This is a genomic window from Bradyrhizobium elkanii WSM2783, from assembly GCF_000472865.1.
Taxonomy (GTDB): Bacteria; Pseudomonadota; Alphaproteobacteria; order Rhizobiales; family Xanthobacteraceae; genus Bradyrhizobium; species Bradyrhizobium elkanii_A.
Genome location: NZ_AXAP01000009.1, coordinates 96,641 through 113,745 on the forward strand (window position 1 = coordinate 96,641; position 17,105 = coordinate 113,745).

Here is a 17,105-nt window from a genome sequence, read left to right on the forward strand (position 1 = left end):
GCTCCGACAACGGAAATAATTGAAACGATCTTGGCGCAAAACACGGCGCTTTGATGAAGCGGATGGTGCCGGCTGAGGGGATTGAACCCCCGACCTTCGGTTTACAAAACCGCTGCTCTACCGCTGAGCTAAGCCGGCCGATTTCGGCCGCTCGCATATCAGACTTGGGAGCGGAGGGCCAGAACCTGAGGGCAGCCAGGCGAGACGCATGCAGGAAAAAGGCGGCCGGGTGGCCACCTTTTCCCCAACTGGTCGATTGGGTTACTGGCAGGGGTGGCGGCGGCCATCCTCGCCGCGGAACCAGGTGCCGGGCGTGCAGACGAGGCCGTTACGCTCGGCGTAGCTCTGGGTGTAATAGCCGCCCCGGTAGCTGTTATCGAAACCGGCAAATGGCGCAGTGGCGACCGCCGCCGCCGTGCCGACGGCGCCTCCGACAACCCCGGCGGCGACGTTGCCCGGCCAGAAGCCGCTGCGATCGTCCCAGCGGGCGTAGCTCTTGTTCCAGCCATTGTTATACTGATAGGCGGTGGCGCGACGCTGCTGGTAGCTGCCGGTATAGGGATTTCCCGGTCCTTGGTTCTGGCAATTGGCGTTCGGATAGAACTGAGCGCAATAGCCGGGATTGTAGATCACCTGTTGCGCCCCGGCGGGAGCGGCCAGGGCGGAAGCGAGCAGCGCGGCGGTGCCGACGATAGCGAGTGGTCTCATGTGAGATTCTCCTTGAAGTCGCAATCGACACCAAGCGGCCGCGCGGCGGGCCTGTTCCAACGATCCTGTTCACACGATTTCAAACCCAAGTGATCGCAGCAAGCGCATCAAGAGAGTGGTACTCGCGGACGTTGATACGCCGCCGATTGTGGAAGGAGTGGCCTGACAAGGGTCGCCACTTCGTGTCAAATAGGGGCATCGAGCGGACGGGGCGGAATGTTTGGAATCCTGGGACTTGGTTTTCTGTTGGGCATGCAGCACGCGCTCGAGCCCGACCATATCGCCGCCGTCTCCAGCATCGCCGCGCGCCGGACCCATGTCGGCGACATCGTCAGGCACGGGCTGACCTGGGGACTCGGCCACACGCTGACGCTGTTCTGCTTCGCGGGCGCTGCCATCCTGCTCGGACACGCGATCCCGGAGACGGTGGCCCAGCCGATCGAGGGAGCCGTCGGCATCATGCTGGTCGGGCTTGGCGTCCACGTGCTGTGGCGTCTGTGGCGCGACCGCGTCCATTTCCACCGCCATGGCCACGGCGACGGTACGGTGCATTTCCACGCCCACAGCCATGCCGGCGAGACGACGCCGCATCGTGCCGCGACGCATGTCCACGCGCACGGCTTTCGCTGGCGCACGCTGCTGGTCGGCCTGATGCACGGCATGGCCGGCTCTGCGGCGCTGCTGGTGCTTGCGGTGTCGCAGGCCGCAAGCCCGATCGTCGGACTGGGCTATGTCGCGCTGTTCGGGATTGGCTCGATGATCGGCATGGGCGCGCTGTCCACGGTGATTGCAGTGCCGATCGCGGCCTCCGCGCGCTGGCTCACCTGGGCCAATCGCGGCCTGCAAGGCGCGGTCGGGCTCGTGACCATCGCGATCGGTATCAACACCATCGTCGAAACACTGCTGGTGTAAGCGCCCGCGCATACGGCGTTAACAAATGCTGATCACGATCGCCCGCAATTGAGCGAGCCGGCATGCTCACGCGTTAGGCTTACCGGCAGTTTGGCCTGTCGCTTTAACCTTTGGCTGCGCGCATTCGATTAGGTTGCTGAACGAGACAGGAAGGCGACCAATGCGCGTTGGCATTACAGCGGGGATTCTTTTGGCGATGACGTCGACGGCCTTTGCCGGTGGCGGCTCCGGCGGCGGCTTCGATATCGTCGTTCCCTATCGCCGGGGCGTGCCGATCATCATCAACGGCATCGACGCTTCCTATGCCGTGATCGAAGGCGAATGGGGTCTCGGCAAGAACGTCCACGTGCAGCCAACCATCTATGGCGGCCGCTACATCGATCCCGAGCCCAATGTCGGCCATTATTATCCGAGCCTCGGCCACATGCCGGGCTATGGGCGACTGGAGATCGAGCCGCCGTCGAACCGGCGCCTGCCGAAGCCGGCCGAAAGCTATCACCAATCCTGGTCCGCGCAGTCGATGCCGCTGCCGGCGCAGTCCAATCCGCCGGTCGATGCGCCGCCCATCATCTATGCGCCGCAGTATGACCAGTCCCCAGGCGACCATCGGCGCCGGTCGCCGAGAATTCCGCGCTAGAGCATGATCCGGAAAAGTGGAAACCGGTTTTCCCTCGCGACAAACGCTAAGCGTTTGCGCGGAGATCATGCTCAAACAAAGAGATGAGCCAATAAGAACACACCAACAGGAGAGAGTAGAGTAATGCGTAAGATAATTTCAGGAATGGTCGCGGCAGTCGCGGTCATGGCCGCGGCACCCGCAATGGCGTGCGGGTACGGGTACGGCTCGTGCTCGCCGTGCGGCTCTTATGGCTATTATGCCAGCCCCTGCGCGCCGCCGGTCTACGCTGCGCCGGTCTATTCCGCGCCGGTCGTGAGCTACAACTACACTTCCGGCTGCGGCGGCTGTGGCGCTGGCTATGGCTGGGTCACCCAGCGGCTCCCGGATCCGGAGCAGCAATACTACTATGTCAACCAGGGGCCGACCTATACCGGCCCGGGTAACTGGGCGCCGGTTCCGACCTATCGCGAGAGCGGAGTCTCGTACTATCGTCCGTTGCGTCCGCGCTACTATCGTTCGCACTATCGCTACGGCCACTCGCAATATTACCAGGGTCAGCGCGTGCTGCGCCGCTACTACTGATCTGATAGGCGCTCTTGAAATTGGCGCCCGTTCGCCTCGTGCGAGCGGGCGCTTTCATTTGCCTCGAGCTACTTCGCTCGAAGACGCTCTACATCAGGCCAAGCCGGCTTGCGCCGATATAGAGCGCGAGCACCGCGGCGTTCGAGACGTTGAGGCTCTTGATCTCGCCGGGCATGTCGAGCCGCGCCACCACGCTGCAGGTCTCTCGCGTCAGCTGTCTCAATCCCTTGCCCTCGGCGCCGAGCACCAGCGCGAGCGGCTGCCGTAGCGCGACCTGGCTGAGATCCTCGCTCCCCTGGCTGTCGAGACCGACGGTCAGGAAGCCGCGCTCGTTCAATGCGGTCAGCGCGCGGGCGAGGTTCTGCACGGTGACCAGCGGCACCAGCTCCAGCGCGCCGGAGGCCGATTTCGCGAGCACGCCGGTCGCCTCGGGGCTGTGGCGGGCGGTGGTGACGATCGCCTTCACCGCGAAGGCCGCGGCCGAGCGCAGGATGGCGCCGACATTGTGCGGGTCGGTGATCTGGTCGAGCACCAGCACGACGCCCTCGGGCTCGAGCGTATCGATATCGGGCGAGGGCAGGGGATCGGCTTCCACCAGCAGCCCCTGATGGACCGCATCCGGTCCCAGCCGCTGGTCGATGGTGCTGGGGCGGACGATCTCCGCGGGCACCCGGGTGTCGATCCGTTCGTCCGCCAGCCGCTTCGCCGCATTCTCGGTTACGAACAGCTTGCGGATCCGGCGCTCCGGATTGGCCAGCGCCAGCGAAACCGTATGCCAGCCGTAGAGAATCACCGGCCCGTCGGCGTCCGAATCGCGGCTGCGCCAAACCGGCCGGCCGGCCGATTTTCGCCCTTTTTCGAATGGTTTAGCCCCGCCGCGGCGGAATGGGGGCTTGCGGTCACGATCGCTCATCAGGGGCGTTGTGTCACGGGTTCCGGACAATGGCAATTTTGCCGGCAAAAGGATGCCGATTAACGGCTTGCCTTGGTTGACTTTGCTACCTCCCTTCGCACATAAACGCGCCGGCCGCGCACCCCGACGGGTCCCGCGGTCACCAGCGTCACCGATTGACCTGTCCGCCGCCACCTTGGGCGGGTGGCGTCCGACGCTGTTGGGACGGGGGAGTGTCCCGAGTGGCAAAGGGAGCTGACTGTAAATCAGCCGCCTCATGGCTTCGCAGGTTCGAGTCCTGCCTCCCCCACCAGCCTTTGCTCGCGCAGCGAGTGAAGGCTGCCGCGCCGAAGCCCACCGGGCGCAGGCGGGCCTGTATCCGCGAGCTACGGCTAGGCAAACCAGGCAAACTGAGATGGTCTTCCAAGTCATCAACTGATGTCGCTCAGCCCGCGCGCTCTGTCTACCGGTTACAGTCGCAACCCGATTGGCTGATTCACGACACGATGGCGTAACAGCTTCGAACCACGGTCCGGAGGACGCCTGCTGGAGCGAGGCTGACGATGAGCGAGGGCCCGTAACTGGCGGAGAGTATCGGCGACAGCGCGATTCTGGGTGTTTGGGTTTGAATGATGGCATCGGCCACCGTCGGGATTCTGAACGGATTCGGACGCGCGCTTGGCGACGCGATCGTCGGCCTGCAGGCACTCCAGTTGGCGATCCGGGTCGGCGTCGTACCACCGCGGCCGCTACTGTTTCGGCTTCCTGGTCTCTCCAAGATGGTCGAAGCTGTCCACGCCGCCGCTGACTTCGCCGATATTCGAACGCTTTCCCCCGAGTTTGCGACACTCGCTCGGCCGATCGATCTTGGCGAGGCAGTTACTCGCGTCATCGACATCCGCGACTTTGCCTTCGATCCGGAGTTCCAGTGCAGGGCGATGATCGATTTCTTCCTGCAACGCCTCGGCGTGGCGGCGGAGCAGGTGCCGGCAGGCTGGCGGCGAAATAGCTGGCTGGCATCACGGGTCAGACCGGCGCGGCCTGCCTTGCCAAACGGCTATGTTTTGGTCTGCCCGAAGGCGTCAATGCGACTGCGCGAAATGCCGGACGAGGTCCACGCGCATATTCTCCGACGCGCGCTTGCGATCGGGCCCGTCGTGACGCAAGGGACCGTCCCCGATGCACTCGGCCGCAAGGTCGTTCACGTGGAGCCCTGCGCCACGCTCGACGAACTGTGCGGCATTGTGCGTCACGCGCGATGGATTATCTCGACTGACACCGGGATGGTGCATCTGGCCGACGCCTTAGGCGTAGCGTGCCTGGCGTTCTTTCCGACCCATCGTCCCGAATGGCGCGTGCGTGACTATCCTCGCACCTTGTCGTTCGAGTTGTCGTCTCGGTTGCCGCGTGGCATCGAATTCGCCCGCGGACCGGACGACTATGCGCTGGCGAGGTCGAGCTGGTTTCCCAACGGCGATGATCTTGGATGGCTCGACCGCGCGTTAGACGAGGCGCAACGCTCATTCGGAGGCGGTGGATCATAGAACTCTATCTATGAGTTGCCTCCTGCTGGAGCGCCCGCGCGCCAAGGCCGTCATCGGACAACGACTCGTGACTTGCAAAATGCAAGTCATGATGTAGTGTTCTCAGAAACGAGAATACGGCCATTGCGAAGCAGCGCCGACACACAGGAGGCAATTTTGTCCGAGGACGTGCTCGTGACGCGCGAAGAGCGCGGCAACATCTCCGTTTTGACCATGGTTTATCGGCCGTACAACCTGCTCGGCCCAAAGCTCATCAATGCGCTTGTCGAGCAGGTGGAGGCGGCCCAGAAGGTCGGCAGCCGCGCCATCGTGATCCGCAGCGGACTGCGCCATTTCTCTGCCGGCGCGGATCTGGATATCTTCGATAAGCGGGTCGCCGCGGGTGCCGCTGATCAGGCCAGCGAAAACAGGCGGCTCAACGGCGTCGAATTCCTGCGCTTCATGGAGTTGTTGCCAATTCCGCTGATCGCCAGCGTTCACGGCGTCTGTCTTGGCGGCGGACTCGAGCTTGCGCTCTCGTGCGACTACATCATCGCCGCCTCTTCGGCAAAGATCGGATCAGTCGAGGCCACGCTCGGGCTGCATCCCTTGCTCGGCGGAATCCAGCGCCAGGTGCAGCGTATCGGAGCTCAGCGCGCCAAGGAGATGTCGATGCTGGCGCGGCGCTACGACGCGCCGACGCTGGAGAAGTGGGGGCTGATCAATCTGACGGTTCCGGAGGAGTCGCTGGAGCAGACCACGATGATGCTTGCGGAAGAATTCGCGCAAGGTCCGACCGTGGCGCATGCGGCCACCAAGCAACTCGCGTACATCGCGGTCAATGAAGGTGTCGCTGCTGCCGATGAGGCGATGGCGAGGGTGCAGGCTCCGATCTGGACCTCGGAAGACCTGAAGACCGGTCTCGCGTCATTCCGCAAGAATGGCCCGGGCCTCGCAAAATTCGCGGGGCGCTGACATGAGCGGCCCTTTAAGCGGAATCCGTGTTGTCGACTTCTCCCGTGTGCTCGCTGGCCCGTTATGCGCGCGGACGTTGCAGGATCTTGGCGCCGAGGTCATCAAGATCGAGCCGCCAAGCCCCGATGTCTCGCGCTTTGCATTTCCATCGACCGACGGCATGTCGGGCTATTACGCGCAGCAGAATGCCGGCAAGCGCAATGTCAGCATCAATCTCAATGTGCCGGGCGCCTATGAACTAGCGCTGAAACTCTGCGATACGGCCGATGTCGTCGTCGAGAATTTCCGTGCGGGCACGCTGGGTTTCTTCGGTCTCGACTATGAGACGCTGTCAAAGCGAAATCCGCGATTGATCTATGCTTCGATCACTGGCTACGGCCAGGGAGGACCCTGGCGAAGTCGAATGGCATACGCGCCGACGGTGCAGGCCGAGGCAGGTTTCACCGAGAACAGCGTTCGTCATTATGGGAGTGCGCTGAGTGAGCCACGTACCGACAGCCTGTCGCACGCGGATGTCTATGCCGGACTGCAGGCCGTGATCGCTATCCTGGCAGCGCTCAACAGCCGCCAGAAGTCCGGACGCGGCCAATACATCGATGTCGCGATGGCCGCGACGCTGCTCGCGGTCAACGAACGGGCGCATGTCGATCTTTCCGACGATGATATCGGCGCCGAACCCGCCGTGCTTGGTGCCACCGACTGCTCGTTCTTTACCGGGCCGCAAGGCGAGCACTTCACGGTCGCGACCAGCATTGTCGGCAGCCGGACCTTTCCGTCGTGGTTGCGCGCGATGCGCCGTGCGGACCTGATGGACGATCCGCGATTCTCGAGTGCGGCCGCGCGCCGGCTGAACTTCGGTGCGCTCCACCAGATCATCCAGTCGTGGATACTGACCTTCCCGGATATGGCGACCCTGGACGCCCAATTCGATGAAGCCAAGATCGCGATGGGCGAGATCCGCTCGATCAAGGAACTGACGGCATCGGAATGGAGCGACTATTGGGGAGCCGTGCAATACGTCTCCGACCGCAGCGGTGGTCAGTATCGCCTGCCAGGACGTCCCTGGCGCTTTTCGGCTGAAGAGCTGACGCCGATCGGCACTCCGGCCTTTCAGGGTGAGCATAATGCCGCGGTGTTCGGCGAACTCGGCGTCAGCGAAGCTGAATTGAAGCGCTTGAGCGAAGCCGGCGTACTGGTGACACATCGGCGCGCACTTGAGCCTGAGACCGCCGTCAAGCCGCAGACCGAGCCCGGTCAGGCGGCCTGATCCACCGGAAACAGGCAAGCTACGCTGACACTGGACATACGCGAACTCGCCCCAGTATGGTACGGGTCGAGCTCGGAGCTGAAGAGAGTATGTCCGGCGTCAAGCAAAGCCGTCTCGCAAACAAGGAATGTTCCATGGCGCGAGCCATGGAAATCGTCGGCGATCGCTGGACGATCCTGATCCTGCGAGAGGCCTACTATGGCGTGAAGCGGTTCGACGAATTCGAGTACTATGTCGGAGTGGCGCCCAATATCCTGAGCAGTCGGCTGAAGAAACTTGTCGAGGCAGGCATGATGGCTCGTGTGCCGTTGCCCGAGCACGCCGGCCGATACGAATATGTTCTGACCGACAAAGGGCGCGACTTTTTCCCCGCCTATCTTGCACTCAAGAAATGGGGGGACAGCTGGCTCGCAGAGCCGGAGGGGCCGCAGGTGGTTTTTCGTGAGCGCCGCGCCGGACATCCGATCGAGTATCCGGAACTGCGGACAGCCGGCGGCAAGCCGCTGCGTCTCGAAGACATCGAGGTGGTCCCGGGAGCCGGCGCCGTGCCGTTCAACCGCAAGCGGTTCGGCGGCGCGGCCTCGGCCGGGAAGCCGACCGAAGCGCCGAGGAGCGTCTCACGCCGCAAGAGCGAGTAGCGCGCGCGTTATTTCCGTTCTGACCAGGCTGGCGCGATACTCGGCCGACGCGTAGCGGTCCGACAGGCACTCGGTCGCTGCACTCTGGAGTCTCGCGGCCTCTCCGATATTTCCTTGGGACAATGCCTTGCCAGCCAGGAATTTTGCCGCGACATCTCCCGCAAATGCGTGCCCCGCCGCGCCGGTGACGCCGATCGAGACGTCCGCGGCGACGCCGACGTTGACGCGCACGCCGGCAGCCACACCGACGACGGCATAGCCGCTCGCAGGATGCCGGATTTTCCGATAGCTGAAGCGCGTATCCGCCGCCGGGCGCGGAATATGGATGGCGACCAGCACCTCGTCGGGCTCCAGCGCCGTGGAGAAGATATCGACAAAAAAGTCATTCGCCGCTACGCGTCTTGATCCGCTGGCGCTTGCGACCTCCAGTTCCGCCTTCAGCGCGATCACGATGGCCGGCCAATCGGCTGCGGGATCGGCATTGGCGAGTGATCCACCAATAGTGCCGCGGTTGCGCACCTGCGGATCGGCAATCAAATTGGCCGCCTGACGGAAGATCGGAAGCACCTGGTGTAGCGCGTGGGATGCAAGCAGTTCGGCATGTGTCGTCAGCACGCCAATGCTGATGCTGTCCTCGCCGACCAGGATTCCTTTCATTTCCGCGACGCCGCGGATATCAACGAGCAGCGCTGGCGAGGCCAGCCGAAGCTTCAGCGTCGGGATCAGCGTGTGGCCTCCGGCGACCAGCTTCGTTCCGTCTGGGTCACGGCGCAGGAAATCGATCGCCTCGGCGAGCGAGCCCGCGCGAACATAGTCGAAGGGCGCAGGGATCATTGGCCTGCTCCGTTGCGCGCGCTCTGGACCGCCGCCCAGATGCGCGGCGGCGTCAGCGGCATATCGAGGTGGCTGATGCCGAAGGGCGACAACGCGTCGAGCACGGCGTGAACCATGCAGGGCGGCGCCGCGATCGAGCCGCTTTCGCCGATGCCCTTGACGCCGATCGGATTGGTCGGGGAGGGGGTCTCCTGGAACAGCGAGGTGATGCTGGGCACATGCTCGGCACGCGGCACGGCGTAGTCGAGCAGCGAGCCGGTCAGGAGCTGTCCGCTGTCAGGATCGTAGCTGACCTCTTCATATAGCGCTTGGGCAATGCCCTGCACGACGCCACCGTGGATCTGTCCTGCTGCCAGCAGCGGATTGATCAACGTGCCGACGTCATCGACCGCGACATAGTCGATGATGTCAACGATCCCGGTCTCGGGATCGACCTCGACATAGGCCAGATGGACGCCGGACGGCGCGCTCATTCCGGTCGGATCGTAGAAGACGGTTTCGTCGAGGCCAGGCGTGACCCCATCGGGGAGCTTGTGTCCGACATAGGCCATGCGCGCGACCTTGCCGAAGGCCAGAGGTGCAATGTCGGTGCCGGGCACACTGAACCGGCCCGCGGCATAGGCGATGTCCTTCTCGTCGACCTCCAGCATGCCCGCGGCCATCTTCTTTGCTTTTGCGACGATGCGCTGCGAGCAGACATGCAGGCTCGATCCGCCGACCGCCATCGAACGGGAGTTGAAGGTGCCGTGGCCAGCCTGCACCTGGCGCGTATCGCCCTGGATCACGTCGATGCTCTCGATCGGAATTTGCAGCACGTCCGCGGCGATCTGCGACAGCGAGGTGACATGGCCATGGCCCTGGCTCATCGAACCCGAATACACCGTGGCGCGGCCGCTGGAATCGATCGCAACCCGCGCGCTCTCCCAGCCGCCGCGATCGAATCCGATCAGCGCAAGACGCCGCGACGGCGCCATGCCACACATATGCGTGTACGCGGCAACGCCGATGCCGCGGTAGATGCCGTTGCGGCGCAAGGTGTCGCGTTCGTTCCGGCGAGCGTCGTAGTTGAAAGCGGCGAGTGCCTTGTCGAGAAGGCCCTGATAATTGCCGCTATCGTAGATCACGGCCATGCCTCCATAGGGCCGGTAGGGAAAATCGGCGAGCTGAATGAAATTCTTCCGCCTGATCTCGACCTGATCCAGATTCAGATGACGCGCGACGGCGTCGATGGCACGCTCGGCGATATAGGCGCCTTCCGGCCGGCCATAGCCACGATAGGCATCGACGGGCACGGTGTTGGTGACGACGACGCGCGAGGTCGCCTCGTAGTTCGCGATTCTATAATTGCCGGTGCCGAAATTGACGGTGTTAACGGTCGGCCCACCGCTCGCCATGTTGGAGAGATAGGCTCCGACATTCCCGAGCGTTTCGACTTTCAGTCCGAGAATGATGCCGTCATTTTTGATCGCCACCTCGATATTTTCAGTGTGGGCGCGGCCATGGTTGGTCGATTGATGGCTCTCAGAACGGCTTTCCCACCATTTCACTGGCGCGCCGAGTTCGCGCGCGAGATGCGGACAGAGCAGCTCCTCCGGATAAAGATGCATCTTGGCACCAAAGCCGCCGCCGATATCGGGCGCGACCACGCGCAACAGGTGTTCCGGAATGCCGACCGTCTCGGCGATCCAGCGCCGATGCATGTGCGGGACCTGGCTTGGCATGTACACCGTCAATGTGCCGTCGGGCTCGGGCGCGGCCACCACGCTGCGCGTTTCCATGCAGGTCGGAATCAGGCGGTTGTTGACGAGGCGCAGCTTGAGAACCTGATCGGCTTCGCGGGCTGCCATGGCATAGTCGCCGCCCCGCACCTTGTAGACGGTGGTGATGTTGCCGGGCACGTTGTCATGAAGCTGCGGCGCGTCGGGCCCGATCGCGGCCTCTTCGTCGATCACGGCAGGCAACATCTCGTAATCGACGTCGATCAGGCCGACGGCGTCATAGGCTTGCGCTTGCGTCTCCGCGACCACCAGCGCGACGCATTCACCGACGAAACGCACGCGATCGATGGCGACAACCGGGCGAAACGGCACCTTGGTGCCGGGCATGACCCAGTTCGGAACAATCGGACCGATCTTGCCCTGAAGATCCTGACCAGAGAGGGCAAGGCGAACGCCCGGCGCTGCCTTGGCCGCGCCAAGGTCGACGTTCTTGATGATGGCATGCGCATGCGGCGATCGCGCGATCGCCATATGGAGCATGCCGGGCAGCCTGATGTCATCGACATAGCGGCCCTTGCCGGTGAGGAATTTGAAATCCTCGCGGCGCTTCAGCGGCTGGCCGATGTAGGGGAGCACGGTTGCGTTCATGGCGATCAGCCTTTTGCAACGAGGGACTCAACGGCGCGGACGATGTTGTGATAGCCGGTGCAGCGGCAGATGTTGCCGGCTATGCCGTGGCGGATGTCGTCTTCACTTGGATCGGGATGAGCGCGCAGCAACTGGCGCACGCTCATGATCATTCCCGGCGTGCAGAAGCCGCACTGCAGCGCGTGATGCTCATGGAAGGCGGTCTGCACCGGATCCAGGGGCGATCCCGCCGGCGACACGCCCTCGATCGTCGTGATCGAGGCGCCGTCAGCCATGACGGCGAGCACGGTGCATGATTTTGTCGCCTGTCCATCGATCTCGACGGTGCAGGCGCCGCATTGCGAGGTGTCGCAGCCGATATGAGTGCCAGTCAGGCCGAGATCGTCCCTGATCAAGTGGACCAGCAGCTTACGGCTTTCGACCTCGAGCGTACGGCGGATGCCGTTGATCTCGATCGTCACCGTGTGACGTTTTTCCGCTTCGACCATATATCCTCCCGTCGCGGTCCGGCGACCGCGTATCTCGTTAGAAGAACCTGACGGCGGCGATGTCGATGGCGACGCCGATCCCGTTTGTCATGGGAGTGCCGTCTGCATTGCGGCGATAGGCTCGACGCTTGGCCGGGACCTTGATGCCGTCGAAGTCGCGATAGTCGGACACGTAGTGGGCGGTCGGAACGCCGCCGATCACATCAGCGAAATAATCGAGCCTCGAAATGAGCCCATCGGCGCGGACATAGAAGACTTGTTCGGGAGAGTGTGTAGCGACTGAGTTCGGGAAGGTCACTTTGAGCCGACGCCACGTCTCTCCGCTCTCATTCCAAGGCTCGATCTCCTCGGTCGAAAAGCCCGGCAATGCGAACATGAAGGGCGTGTTGAGATAGTTCCACATCGCATAGCCGCTGAAATAGGCGAGGTGCAGATCGTCCCATGGGGTGGCTGGGGTGTGGTCGGCAAAAGAAGCGCGCGGACTGCTCCGCTCTCTCAGGCGTTTGCCCTCGACGGTATCGATTGCAACCAGATCGGGCCGATAGAAGCTGCGCAGGCCGTCGGCGGTGAATGGCTCGTAGCTGAGCTGCTGGCCAGGTATATCGACCGTGACGCGAACGTCCTTCAGCACCTCAGGCCAGCCCTTTCCGGCCCAGAGCGAACCAACGATCGACATGTCGCTCTCAATGCCGCGAAACCGTTTCCATTGCGCCGCGCCATGGGCATCGAGGACGAGATCGCGGAGATCTGCCATGCTGTTTCCTTCCGATCCAAGAATTCTAACGAGATGTACAACTCTAATAATAAGAGTGATTAGAAAGCAAGAGATTTGCAAGGGTTGTGCGCACGTCGAAATTACTCTAATTATTAGAGCGATTTGCGAGGGGGTATGACGAATGCGCTCGAAGAGTTTCGAGGGAATGGTGTGCTCGATTGCCGGCGTTCTGGACGCCGTCGGCGACCGCTGGGCAATGCTGATCCTGCGGGACCTCGGTCTTGGGCTGCGCCGCTACGATGACCTGCGCAAGTCGACCGGCGTCACCCACGCCACGCTGTCCGATCGTCTCAAGCATCTCGAGGAGAATGAGCTGATTGAGCGGCGGCTGTATCAGACCGGGCCCGACCGCTATGAATACGTTCTGACGCGAAAGGGAGCGGACATTATTCTCGTGATCCAGGCACTCGCGCAGGTCGGCGACAAATGGCAGATCGCTGGCGACAAAGGTCCGCCGCTGAAATTCATCAATCAGAGCAGCGGGCGGGCGGTCAAGCTTGCTCTTGTCGACGAAAAATCAGGTGAAGTTGTCCGCCTGCGGGATGTACGGCCGCAGGCCGGTCCGGGCGCCGACGATCTCGTGCGCTGGCGGCTGACGAAGTTCGATAGATCATCATCCAGCGATCGGCGCTAACTCTCAATTGCTTTCCAGCTCGGACGCGAAGCGGCGCAATGCTTGCTGCATCGTTGCCGCCGTCAGTGCTCTTCGTTCCAGGCACCGAGACGTCGGTCCGGCAACGACGATCGAGAGCTGTCGTGAACTGAGCGGAAGGGAAAGCGCTACGCCTGCCAGATCGGGAATGTACTCCGACGAACTCTGGTGGTACCCGCGCTTGGCCGCGATCTCGAGTTCAGCCTCCACTGCGTCGGCGCTCATGGGCGTCGTTTCGGAAAACGGCTCGAACTTGATCTTGCGATAGATGGCCCGCCGTTCTTCGGGAGAATGCTGCGCCAGGATGGCCCTTCCAACCGAACTTGCATACACCGGCACCCGGTCGCCCACTTGAGCGAAGTAGCGCACCGAATGCCCGGATTCCTCGACATGCAGGAAGATCGCAGAGGTGCCCGCTAGGGCCGCGATCGCCGTGGTCTCTCCGGTCTCCTTGGCAATTTCTGCCACGAGTGCATAGGCGACTTCTGGAAGCGGGGCCGCGTCCGCAACGGCGCGCGCCAGCGTCAGCCAGCGTGGGCTTGGGTAGTAGCCGCTTCGCGCTCGCGTCTCGTAGAGCCATCCCTTGTCGACAATCGTGCCAACAAGATTGAAGGTGCTGGAGCGCGGCCAGCCCAGATCGTCCGAGATCTCGGCCAGCGTCGCCGGTCGTTTGCGGCGCGCAAAGTACTCCAGCAGCTCGAGAACGTTAGCAGCCTGCCTGACCAACATACGAAACCCGCATCTTCTCCGCGAAGGTTGGTTGCTCCGTGACGTCGAACAACAACTCCCGCTTACTCAGCCGCTGATTGGCGACTCCACGGTCATAGCATCATCCGCTCAGCCGGAAGCTCGTCCCGGAATTTGAGCCATCGCGTCCTGTGGACTTCGGTTCAGAGGTCGGAACGAACGCCTTGACTTAAAATTCATATACGTGTCTTATAAATTCACAAATAAGAATTTTGCTGAAGGCTGAGGCTGCCACCATCAGCGAAAGCCCACGGGGGGAGGACCTTTCATGGCTGCATTCAGGAATTTGGTTTCATCGGCGGTGGCGTCGGTTTGCATGGTGACCGCCTCGGCCGCCTTGGCTCAGACCAGCGTCAAGCTCGGCGTGCTCGCCGACATGTCCGGCATCTTCTCGGACATCGGGGGCATGGGCGCTGCCGAAGCGACGAAGATGGCGGTCGAGGATTTCAACAAGCTGCCGGGTTCGGAGAAGTTCAAGATCGAGGTTGTCAGCGGCGACGCGCTGAACAAGCCGGACGTGGCGCGCGGCATCGCCCGCAAATGGTTCGACACGGAGAATGTCGATGCGGTCGTTGATCTGCCGACGAGCGCGATCTCGCTGGCCATCGCACCCCTCGTTCAGGAGTTGAACAAAGTCGCGCTGTTCACCGCATCGGGCACGTCGGACCTGACGGGCAAGTCCTGCACGCCGAATTCGGTGCACTGGACCTACGATACCTGGGCGTTGTCGCACGGTACCGCCGATGCCATCACCAAGGCCGGCGGCAAGACCTGGTTCTTCGTCACGGCCGACTTTGCCCTCGGGCATTCGCTGGAGCGCGATGCGAGCGCCGTCGTCAACGCGAACGGTGGCAAGGTCGTCGGCAGTGTCAAGCACCCGACTGATTCGAACGACTTCGCGTCCTTCCTGCTTCAGGCGCAGGCGTCGCGCGCCGAGATCATCGCGCTCGCCAATGCCGGTGGCGATACGATCAAGGCGATCAAGCAGGCCTCCGAATTCGGCATCATTGAGGGCGGGCAGAAGCTCGCAGGGATGCTGCTGTTCATCTCGGACATTCACTCGCTTGGCCTGAAGACGGCGCAAGGCCTCCAACTGACCACCGCGTTCTATTGGGACCTGAACGACAAGACGAGGAGCTTTGGCGAGCGCTTCGCGGCGCGGAACAACGGGCGCTATCCGTCGATGAACCAGGCTGGAGCATATTCCGCGACGCTGGCCTATCTGACCGCCGTCGCAAAGGTGGGATCGCCGCGTGATGGCGCCGCCGTCGTCAAGGCGATGCGCGAGGTGGGCACGTTTGACGATCCTCTGTTCGGAAAGACGTCGCTGCGCGAGGACGGTCGCGTTCTTCACGACATGATGCTGATCCAGGTCAAGACGCCCGGCGAATCGAAGAAGCCCTACGACTACTACAAGATCGTTTCGACCATTCCCGCCGAAGCGGCATTCCGTCCGCTCAAGGACGGCGGTTGCCCCCTTGTGAAGTGAGTGTCCGGCTCGGTCGAACGCGAGCGAGCCGGAATTCTAGAGAGAGCCGCGCCTGCCTTGCGAGCCGCATGGCGGGCTGCTCCGAGATTTTGCGTTGACCTGTGGAGGATCAATCCGTGCTGAAATCCGATCGTCTCACCCGCTACGATCATCTCTATATTGGCGGCTCGTGGGTCGCGCCTGAAGACGGCGGTTTTCTCGAAAGCATCGATCCCTCCACAGCGCGCCCCTGGGCTCGCGTCGCCTTCGGCGGCCCCGGTGATATCGACCGTGCCGTCGCGGCGGCGCGACAAGCACTGAACGGTCCGTGGGGGCGCATGCCCGGGCACGAGCGCGCGGCGCTGCTGCGCAAGTTCGCTGACCTCTATGCGAAGCGCGCCGCTGATCTTGCGGTTCTGGAAACAACGGATTCCGGCCGCGCGCTGCGGGAGTCACGTGCCGATATTAGCGGCCACACCTATGGCTATCACTGGTGGGCATCATTGGCGGACAAGCATTCCGGCCGCACCATTCCATTCGACGACAGTGTGCACGCATTTACGACCCGCGTGCCGGTCGGCGTGGTCGGCGCGATTACGCCATGGAACGTGCCGCTCATGGCCGCGGCATGGAAGCTCGGTCCGGCACTTGCCGCCGGTTGCACCGTCGTGTTGAAGCCGGCAGAGCAGACGCCGGTCACCTCGCTCGAGCTCGGAAAATTGTTCGACGAAGCCGGCTTTCCGGCTGGGGTAGTCAACATCGTTCCCGGATACGGGAAGGATGGCGCTGGTGAGCGGCTCGTCACCCACCCGGGCGTCGACAAGATCGCATTCACCGGCGAGGGCGCGACGGCGAAGGTCATCCTGCGTGCAGGCGCGGACACGATGAAGCGCTTCACTTTCGAGCTTGGCGGCAAGTCGCCCCATATCATTTTCGCCGACGCCGATCTCGAACAGGCGCTGAACGCGGCCACCAATTCCGCATGGACGCTGTGCGGACAGAGCTGTGCGCTCGGCTCACGGGTCCTGGTTCAGAGGCCGATCTACGATCAGGTCGTCGCAGAATTTGCGCGCCGCGCGGCTCAGGTGCGGGTCGGTCCTCCGCTGGATGAAGCCACGCATATGGGTCCCCAGGCGCACGAGGAGCAACTCGCCAAGACACTGTCCTACATCGATATCGGACGGGCCGACGGCGCTGAAGTGGTGACCGGCGGAGGTCGGCTGAGCGGCGGCGTGCATGGCGACGGCTACTTCGTCCAGCCAACCGTCTTTGCCAACGTCTCCAACGAGATGCGGATCGCTCGCGAGGAGATTTTTGGCCCCGTGGCCGCGCTGATTCCGTTCGAGGGCGAGGAGCAGGCGATCGCAATCGCGAATGACACCCCGTACGGACTGACGGCCGGCCTTTGGACGCAGGATATCGGACGCGGCCATCGCGTTTCCAGCCGGATTCGTGCAGGCATGGTGTGGGTGAACACCTACCGTTTCATTCGCTGGTCTACGCCCTATGGCGGTTTCAAGGGCAGCGGTTGGGGCCGGGAGAATGGTATCGAAGCGCTCGATTCCTATCTCGAAACCCGCACCACGGTGGTCAGCACGACCGGGCGTTTTCCGAACGCCTACGCCAACTAAAATCAAGCACAGCACCTCTCGTTAAATC

The 17,105-nt window shown here is 62.8% G+C and carries 17 protein-coding genes and 2 tRNA genes; 11 read left to right on the forward strand and 8 right to left on the reverse strand.

Features of this window, described 5'->3' with window-relative positions:
• Positions 1-63: 63 nt before the first annotated feature.
• Positions 64-138 (reverse strand) — tRNA-Thr (locus YY7_RS0111055).
• 123 nt (positions 139-261) lie between these two features.
• Positions 262-708 (reverse strand): hypothetical protein, encoded by a 447-nt coding sequence (locus tag YY7_RS0111060; protein WP_028163284.1) that lies wholly within the window; start codon positions 706-708, stop codon positions 262-264.
• Between the two features lie 216 nt (positions 709-924).
• Here YY7_RS0111060 and YY7_RS0111065 point away from each other — a divergent pair, with 216 nt between their 5' ends.
• The 3 genes from YY7_RS0111065 (at position 925) to YY7_RS0111075 (ending at position 2,821) form a co-directional block, all read left to right on the forward strand.
• Entirely contained in the window at positions 925-1,620 is a 696-nt protein-coding gene (locus YY7_RS0111065) for an urease accessory protein (protein WP_028163285.1), read from the forward strand.
• A 160-nt stretch (positions 1,621-1,780) separates the two neighbouring features.
• A complete protein-coding gene (locus YY7_RS0111070) occupies positions 1,781-2,257 on the forward strand; it encodes a hypothetical protein (RefSeq protein ID WP_028163286.1) in 477 nt (158 codons plus the stop codon).
• A gap of 123 nt (positions 2,258-2,380) precedes the next feature.
• Positions 2,381-2,821, forward strand: coding sequence for a hypothetical protein (locus YY7_RS0111075; protein WP_028163287.1), 441 nt, complete (start codon positions 2,381-2,383; stop codon positions 2,819-2,821).
• An 88-nt stretch (positions 2,822-2,909) separates the two neighbouring features.
• Here the strand turns inward: YY7_RS0111075 and rlmB are convergent, their stop codons facing one another.
• Entirely contained in the window at positions 2,910-3,734 is an 825-nt protein-coding gene (rlmB, locus tag YY7_RS0111080) for a 23S rRNA (guanosine(2251)-2'-O)-methyltransferase RlmB (RefSeq protein WP_028163288.1), read from the reverse strand.
• Between the two features lie 206 nt (positions 3,735-3,940).
• Here rlmB and YY7_RS0111085 point away from each other — a divergent pair.
• The 5 genes from YY7_RS0111085 (at position 3,941) to YY7_RS51360 (ending at position 8,116) form a co-directional block, all read left to right on the forward strand.
• Positions 3,941-4,026, forward strand: a tRNA-Tyr gene (locus tag YY7_RS0111085).
• A gap of 319 nt (positions 4,027-4,345) precedes the next feature.
• A complete protein-coding gene (locus YY7_RS56465) occupies positions 4,346-5,257 on the forward strand; it encodes a glycosyltransferase family 9 protein (protein WP_196237250.1) in 912 nt (303 codons plus the stop codon).
• A gap of 156 nt (positions 5,258-5,413) precedes the next feature.
• The gene (locus YY7_RS0111095) at positions 5,414-6,211 is read left to right on the forward strand and encodes an enoyl-CoA hydratase/isomerase family protein (RefSeq protein WP_035689836.1); all 798 of its coding nucleotides are present in this window, start codon (positions 5,414-5,416) and stop codon (positions 6,209-6,211) included.
• A gap of 1 nt (position 6,212) precedes the next feature.
• The gene (locus tag YY7_RS0111100; RefSeq protein WP_028163290.1) at positions 6,213-7,478 is read left to right on the forward strand and encodes a CaiB/BaiF CoA transferase family protein; all 1,266 of its coding nucleotides are present in this window, start codon (positions 6,213-6,215) and stop codon (positions 7,476-7,478) included.
• A 134-nt stretch (positions 7,479-7,612) separates the two neighbouring features.
• Positions 7,613-8,116: a winged helix-turn-helix transcriptional regulator gene (locus YY7_RS51360; RefSeq protein WP_035689894.1), complete on the forward strand. Its 504-nt coding sequence runs from the start codon at positions 7,613-7,615 to the stop codon at positions 8,114-8,116.
• Here the strand turns inward: YY7_RS51360 and YY7_RS0111110 are convergent.
• From YY7_RS0111110 to YY7_RS0111125, 4 genes are read right to left on the reverse strand one after another with little or no spacing between them, the layout of a single operon-like run.
• Positions 8,096-8,950 (reverse strand): FAD binding domain-containing protein, encoded by an 855-nt coding sequence (locus YY7_RS0111110; protein WP_028163291.1) that lies wholly within the window; start codon positions 8,948-8,950, stop codon positions 8,096-8,098. The two genes, YY7_RS51360 and YY7_RS0111110, sit on opposite strands and share 21 nt — an antisense overlap.
• Positions 8,947-11,316, reverse strand: a complete 2,370-nt coding sequence (locus tag YY7_RS0111115; RefSeq protein WP_035689838.1) for a xanthine dehydrogenase family protein molybdopterin-binding subunit — start codon at positions 11,314-11,316, stop codon at positions 8,947-8,949. Before YY7_RS0111115 ends, YY7_RS0111110 begins: the two co-directional genes overlap by 4 nt.
• A gap of 5 nt (positions 11,317-11,321) precedes the next feature.
• A complete protein-coding gene (locus YY7_RS0111120; RefSeq protein WP_028163293.1) occupies positions 11,322-11,804 on the reverse strand; it encodes a (2Fe-2S)-binding protein in 483 nt (160 codons plus the stop codon).
• 37 nt (positions 11,805-11,841) lie between these two features.
• Positions 11,842-12,558, reverse strand: coding sequence for a hypothetical protein (locus tag YY7_RS0111125; protein ID WP_028163294.1), 717 nt, complete (start codon positions 12,556-12,558; stop codon positions 11,842-11,844).
• Positions 12,559-12,700: 142 nt separating this feature from the next.
• On the opposite strand from YY7_RS0111125, the gene YY7_RS0111130 reads away from it, so the two are divergent.
• Positions 12,701-13,213, forward strand: a complete 513-nt coding sequence (locus YY7_RS0111130; protein WP_028163295.1) for a winged helix-turn-helix transcriptional regulator — start codon at positions 12,701-12,703, stop codon at positions 13,211-13,213.
• A 3-nt stretch (positions 13,214-13,216) separates the two neighbouring features.
• On the opposite strand, the gene YY7_RS0111135 is transcribed toward YY7_RS0111130, so the two are convergent.
• A complete protein-coding gene (locus YY7_RS0111135; RefSeq protein ID WP_028163296.1) occupies positions 13,217-13,960 on the reverse strand; it encodes an IclR family transcriptional regulator in 744 nt (247 codons plus the stop codon).
• A gap of 286 nt (positions 13,961-14,246) precedes the next feature.
• Here YY7_RS0111135 and YY7_RS0111140 point away from each other — a divergent pair, with 286 nt between their 5' ends.
• Positions 14,247-15,467 carry an ABC transporter substrate-binding protein gene (locus tag YY7_RS0111140; protein WP_035689842.1) on the forward strand — a complete coding sequence of 407 codons (1,221 nt, stop codon included), beginning with the start codon at positions 14,247-14,249 and terminating at the stop codon, positions 15,465-15,467.
• 116 nt (positions 15,468-15,583) lie between these two features.
• Positions 15,584-17,077, forward strand: coding sequence for an aldehyde dehydrogenase (locus YY7_RS0111145; protein WP_035689895.1), 1,494 nt, complete (start codon positions 15,584-15,586; stop codon positions 17,075-17,077).
• Positions 17,078-17,105 lie beyond the last annotated feature (28 nt).

Excerpts from the sequence above, each read along its gene's own strand:
- YY7_RS0111100 (WP_028163290.1), top strand. The coding sequence starts at position 6,213 with ATGAGCGGCCCTTTAAGCGGAATCCGTGTTGTCGACTTCTCCCGTGTG.
- YY7_RS0111115 (WP_035689838.1), bottom strand. The coding sequence starts at position 11,316 with ATGAACGCAACCGTGCTCCCCTACATCGGCCAGCCGCTGAAGCGCCGC.
- YY7_RS0111130 (WP_028163295.1), top strand. The coding sequence starts at position 12,701 with ATGCGCTCGAAGAGTTTCGAGGGAATGGTGTGCTCGATTGCCGGCGTT.
- rlmB (WP_028163288.1), bottom strand. The coding sequence starts at position 3,734 with ATGAGCGATCGTGACCGCAAGCCCCCATTCCGCCGCGGCGGGGCTAAA.
- YY7_RS0111120 (WP_028163293.1), bottom strand. The coding sequence starts at position 11,804 with ATGGTCGAAGCGGAAAAACGTCACACGGTGACGATCGAGATCAACGGC.
- YY7_RS51360 (WP_035689894.1), top strand. The coding sequence starts at position 7,613 with ATGGCGCGAGCCATGGAAATCGTCGGCGATCGCTGGACGATCCTGATC.
- YY7_RS0111110 (WP_028163291.1), bottom strand. The coding sequence starts at position 8,950 with ATGATCCCTGCGCCCTTCGACTATGTTCGCGCGGGCTCGCTCGCCGAG.
- YY7_RS0111135 (WP_028163296.1), bottom strand. The coding sequence starts at position 13,960 with ATGTTGGTCAGGCAGGCTGCTAACGTTCTCGAGCTGCTGGAGTACTTT.
- YY7_RS0111125 (WP_028163294.1), bottom strand. The coding sequence starts at position 12,558 with ATGGCAGATCTCCGCGATCTCGTCCTCGATGCCCATGGCGCGGCGCAA.
- YY7_RS0111065 (WP_028163285.1), top strand. The coding sequence starts at position 925 with ATGTTTGGAATCCTGGGACTTGGTTTTCTGTTGGGCATGCAGCACGCG.
- YY7_RS0111140 (WP_035689842.1), top strand. The coding sequence starts at position 14,247 with ATGGCTGCATTCAGGAATTTGGTTTCATCGGCGGTGGCGTCGGTTTGC.
- YY7_RS56465 (WP_196237250.1), top strand. The coding sequence starts at position 4,346 with ATGGCATCGGCCACCGTCGGGATTCTGAACGGATTCGGACGCGCGCTT.
- YY7_RS0111070 (WP_028163286.1), top strand. The coding sequence starts at position 1,781 with ATGCGCGTTGGCATTACAGCGGGGATTCTTTTGGCGATGACGTCGACG.
- YY7_RS0111075 (WP_028163287.1), top strand. The coding sequence starts at position 2,381 with ATGCGTAAGATAATTTCAGGAATGGTCGCGGCAGTCGCGGTCATGGCC.
- YY7_RS0111060 (WP_028163284.1), bottom strand. The coding sequence starts at position 708 with ATGAGACCACTCGCTATCGTCGGCACCGCCGCGCTGCTCGCTTCCGCC.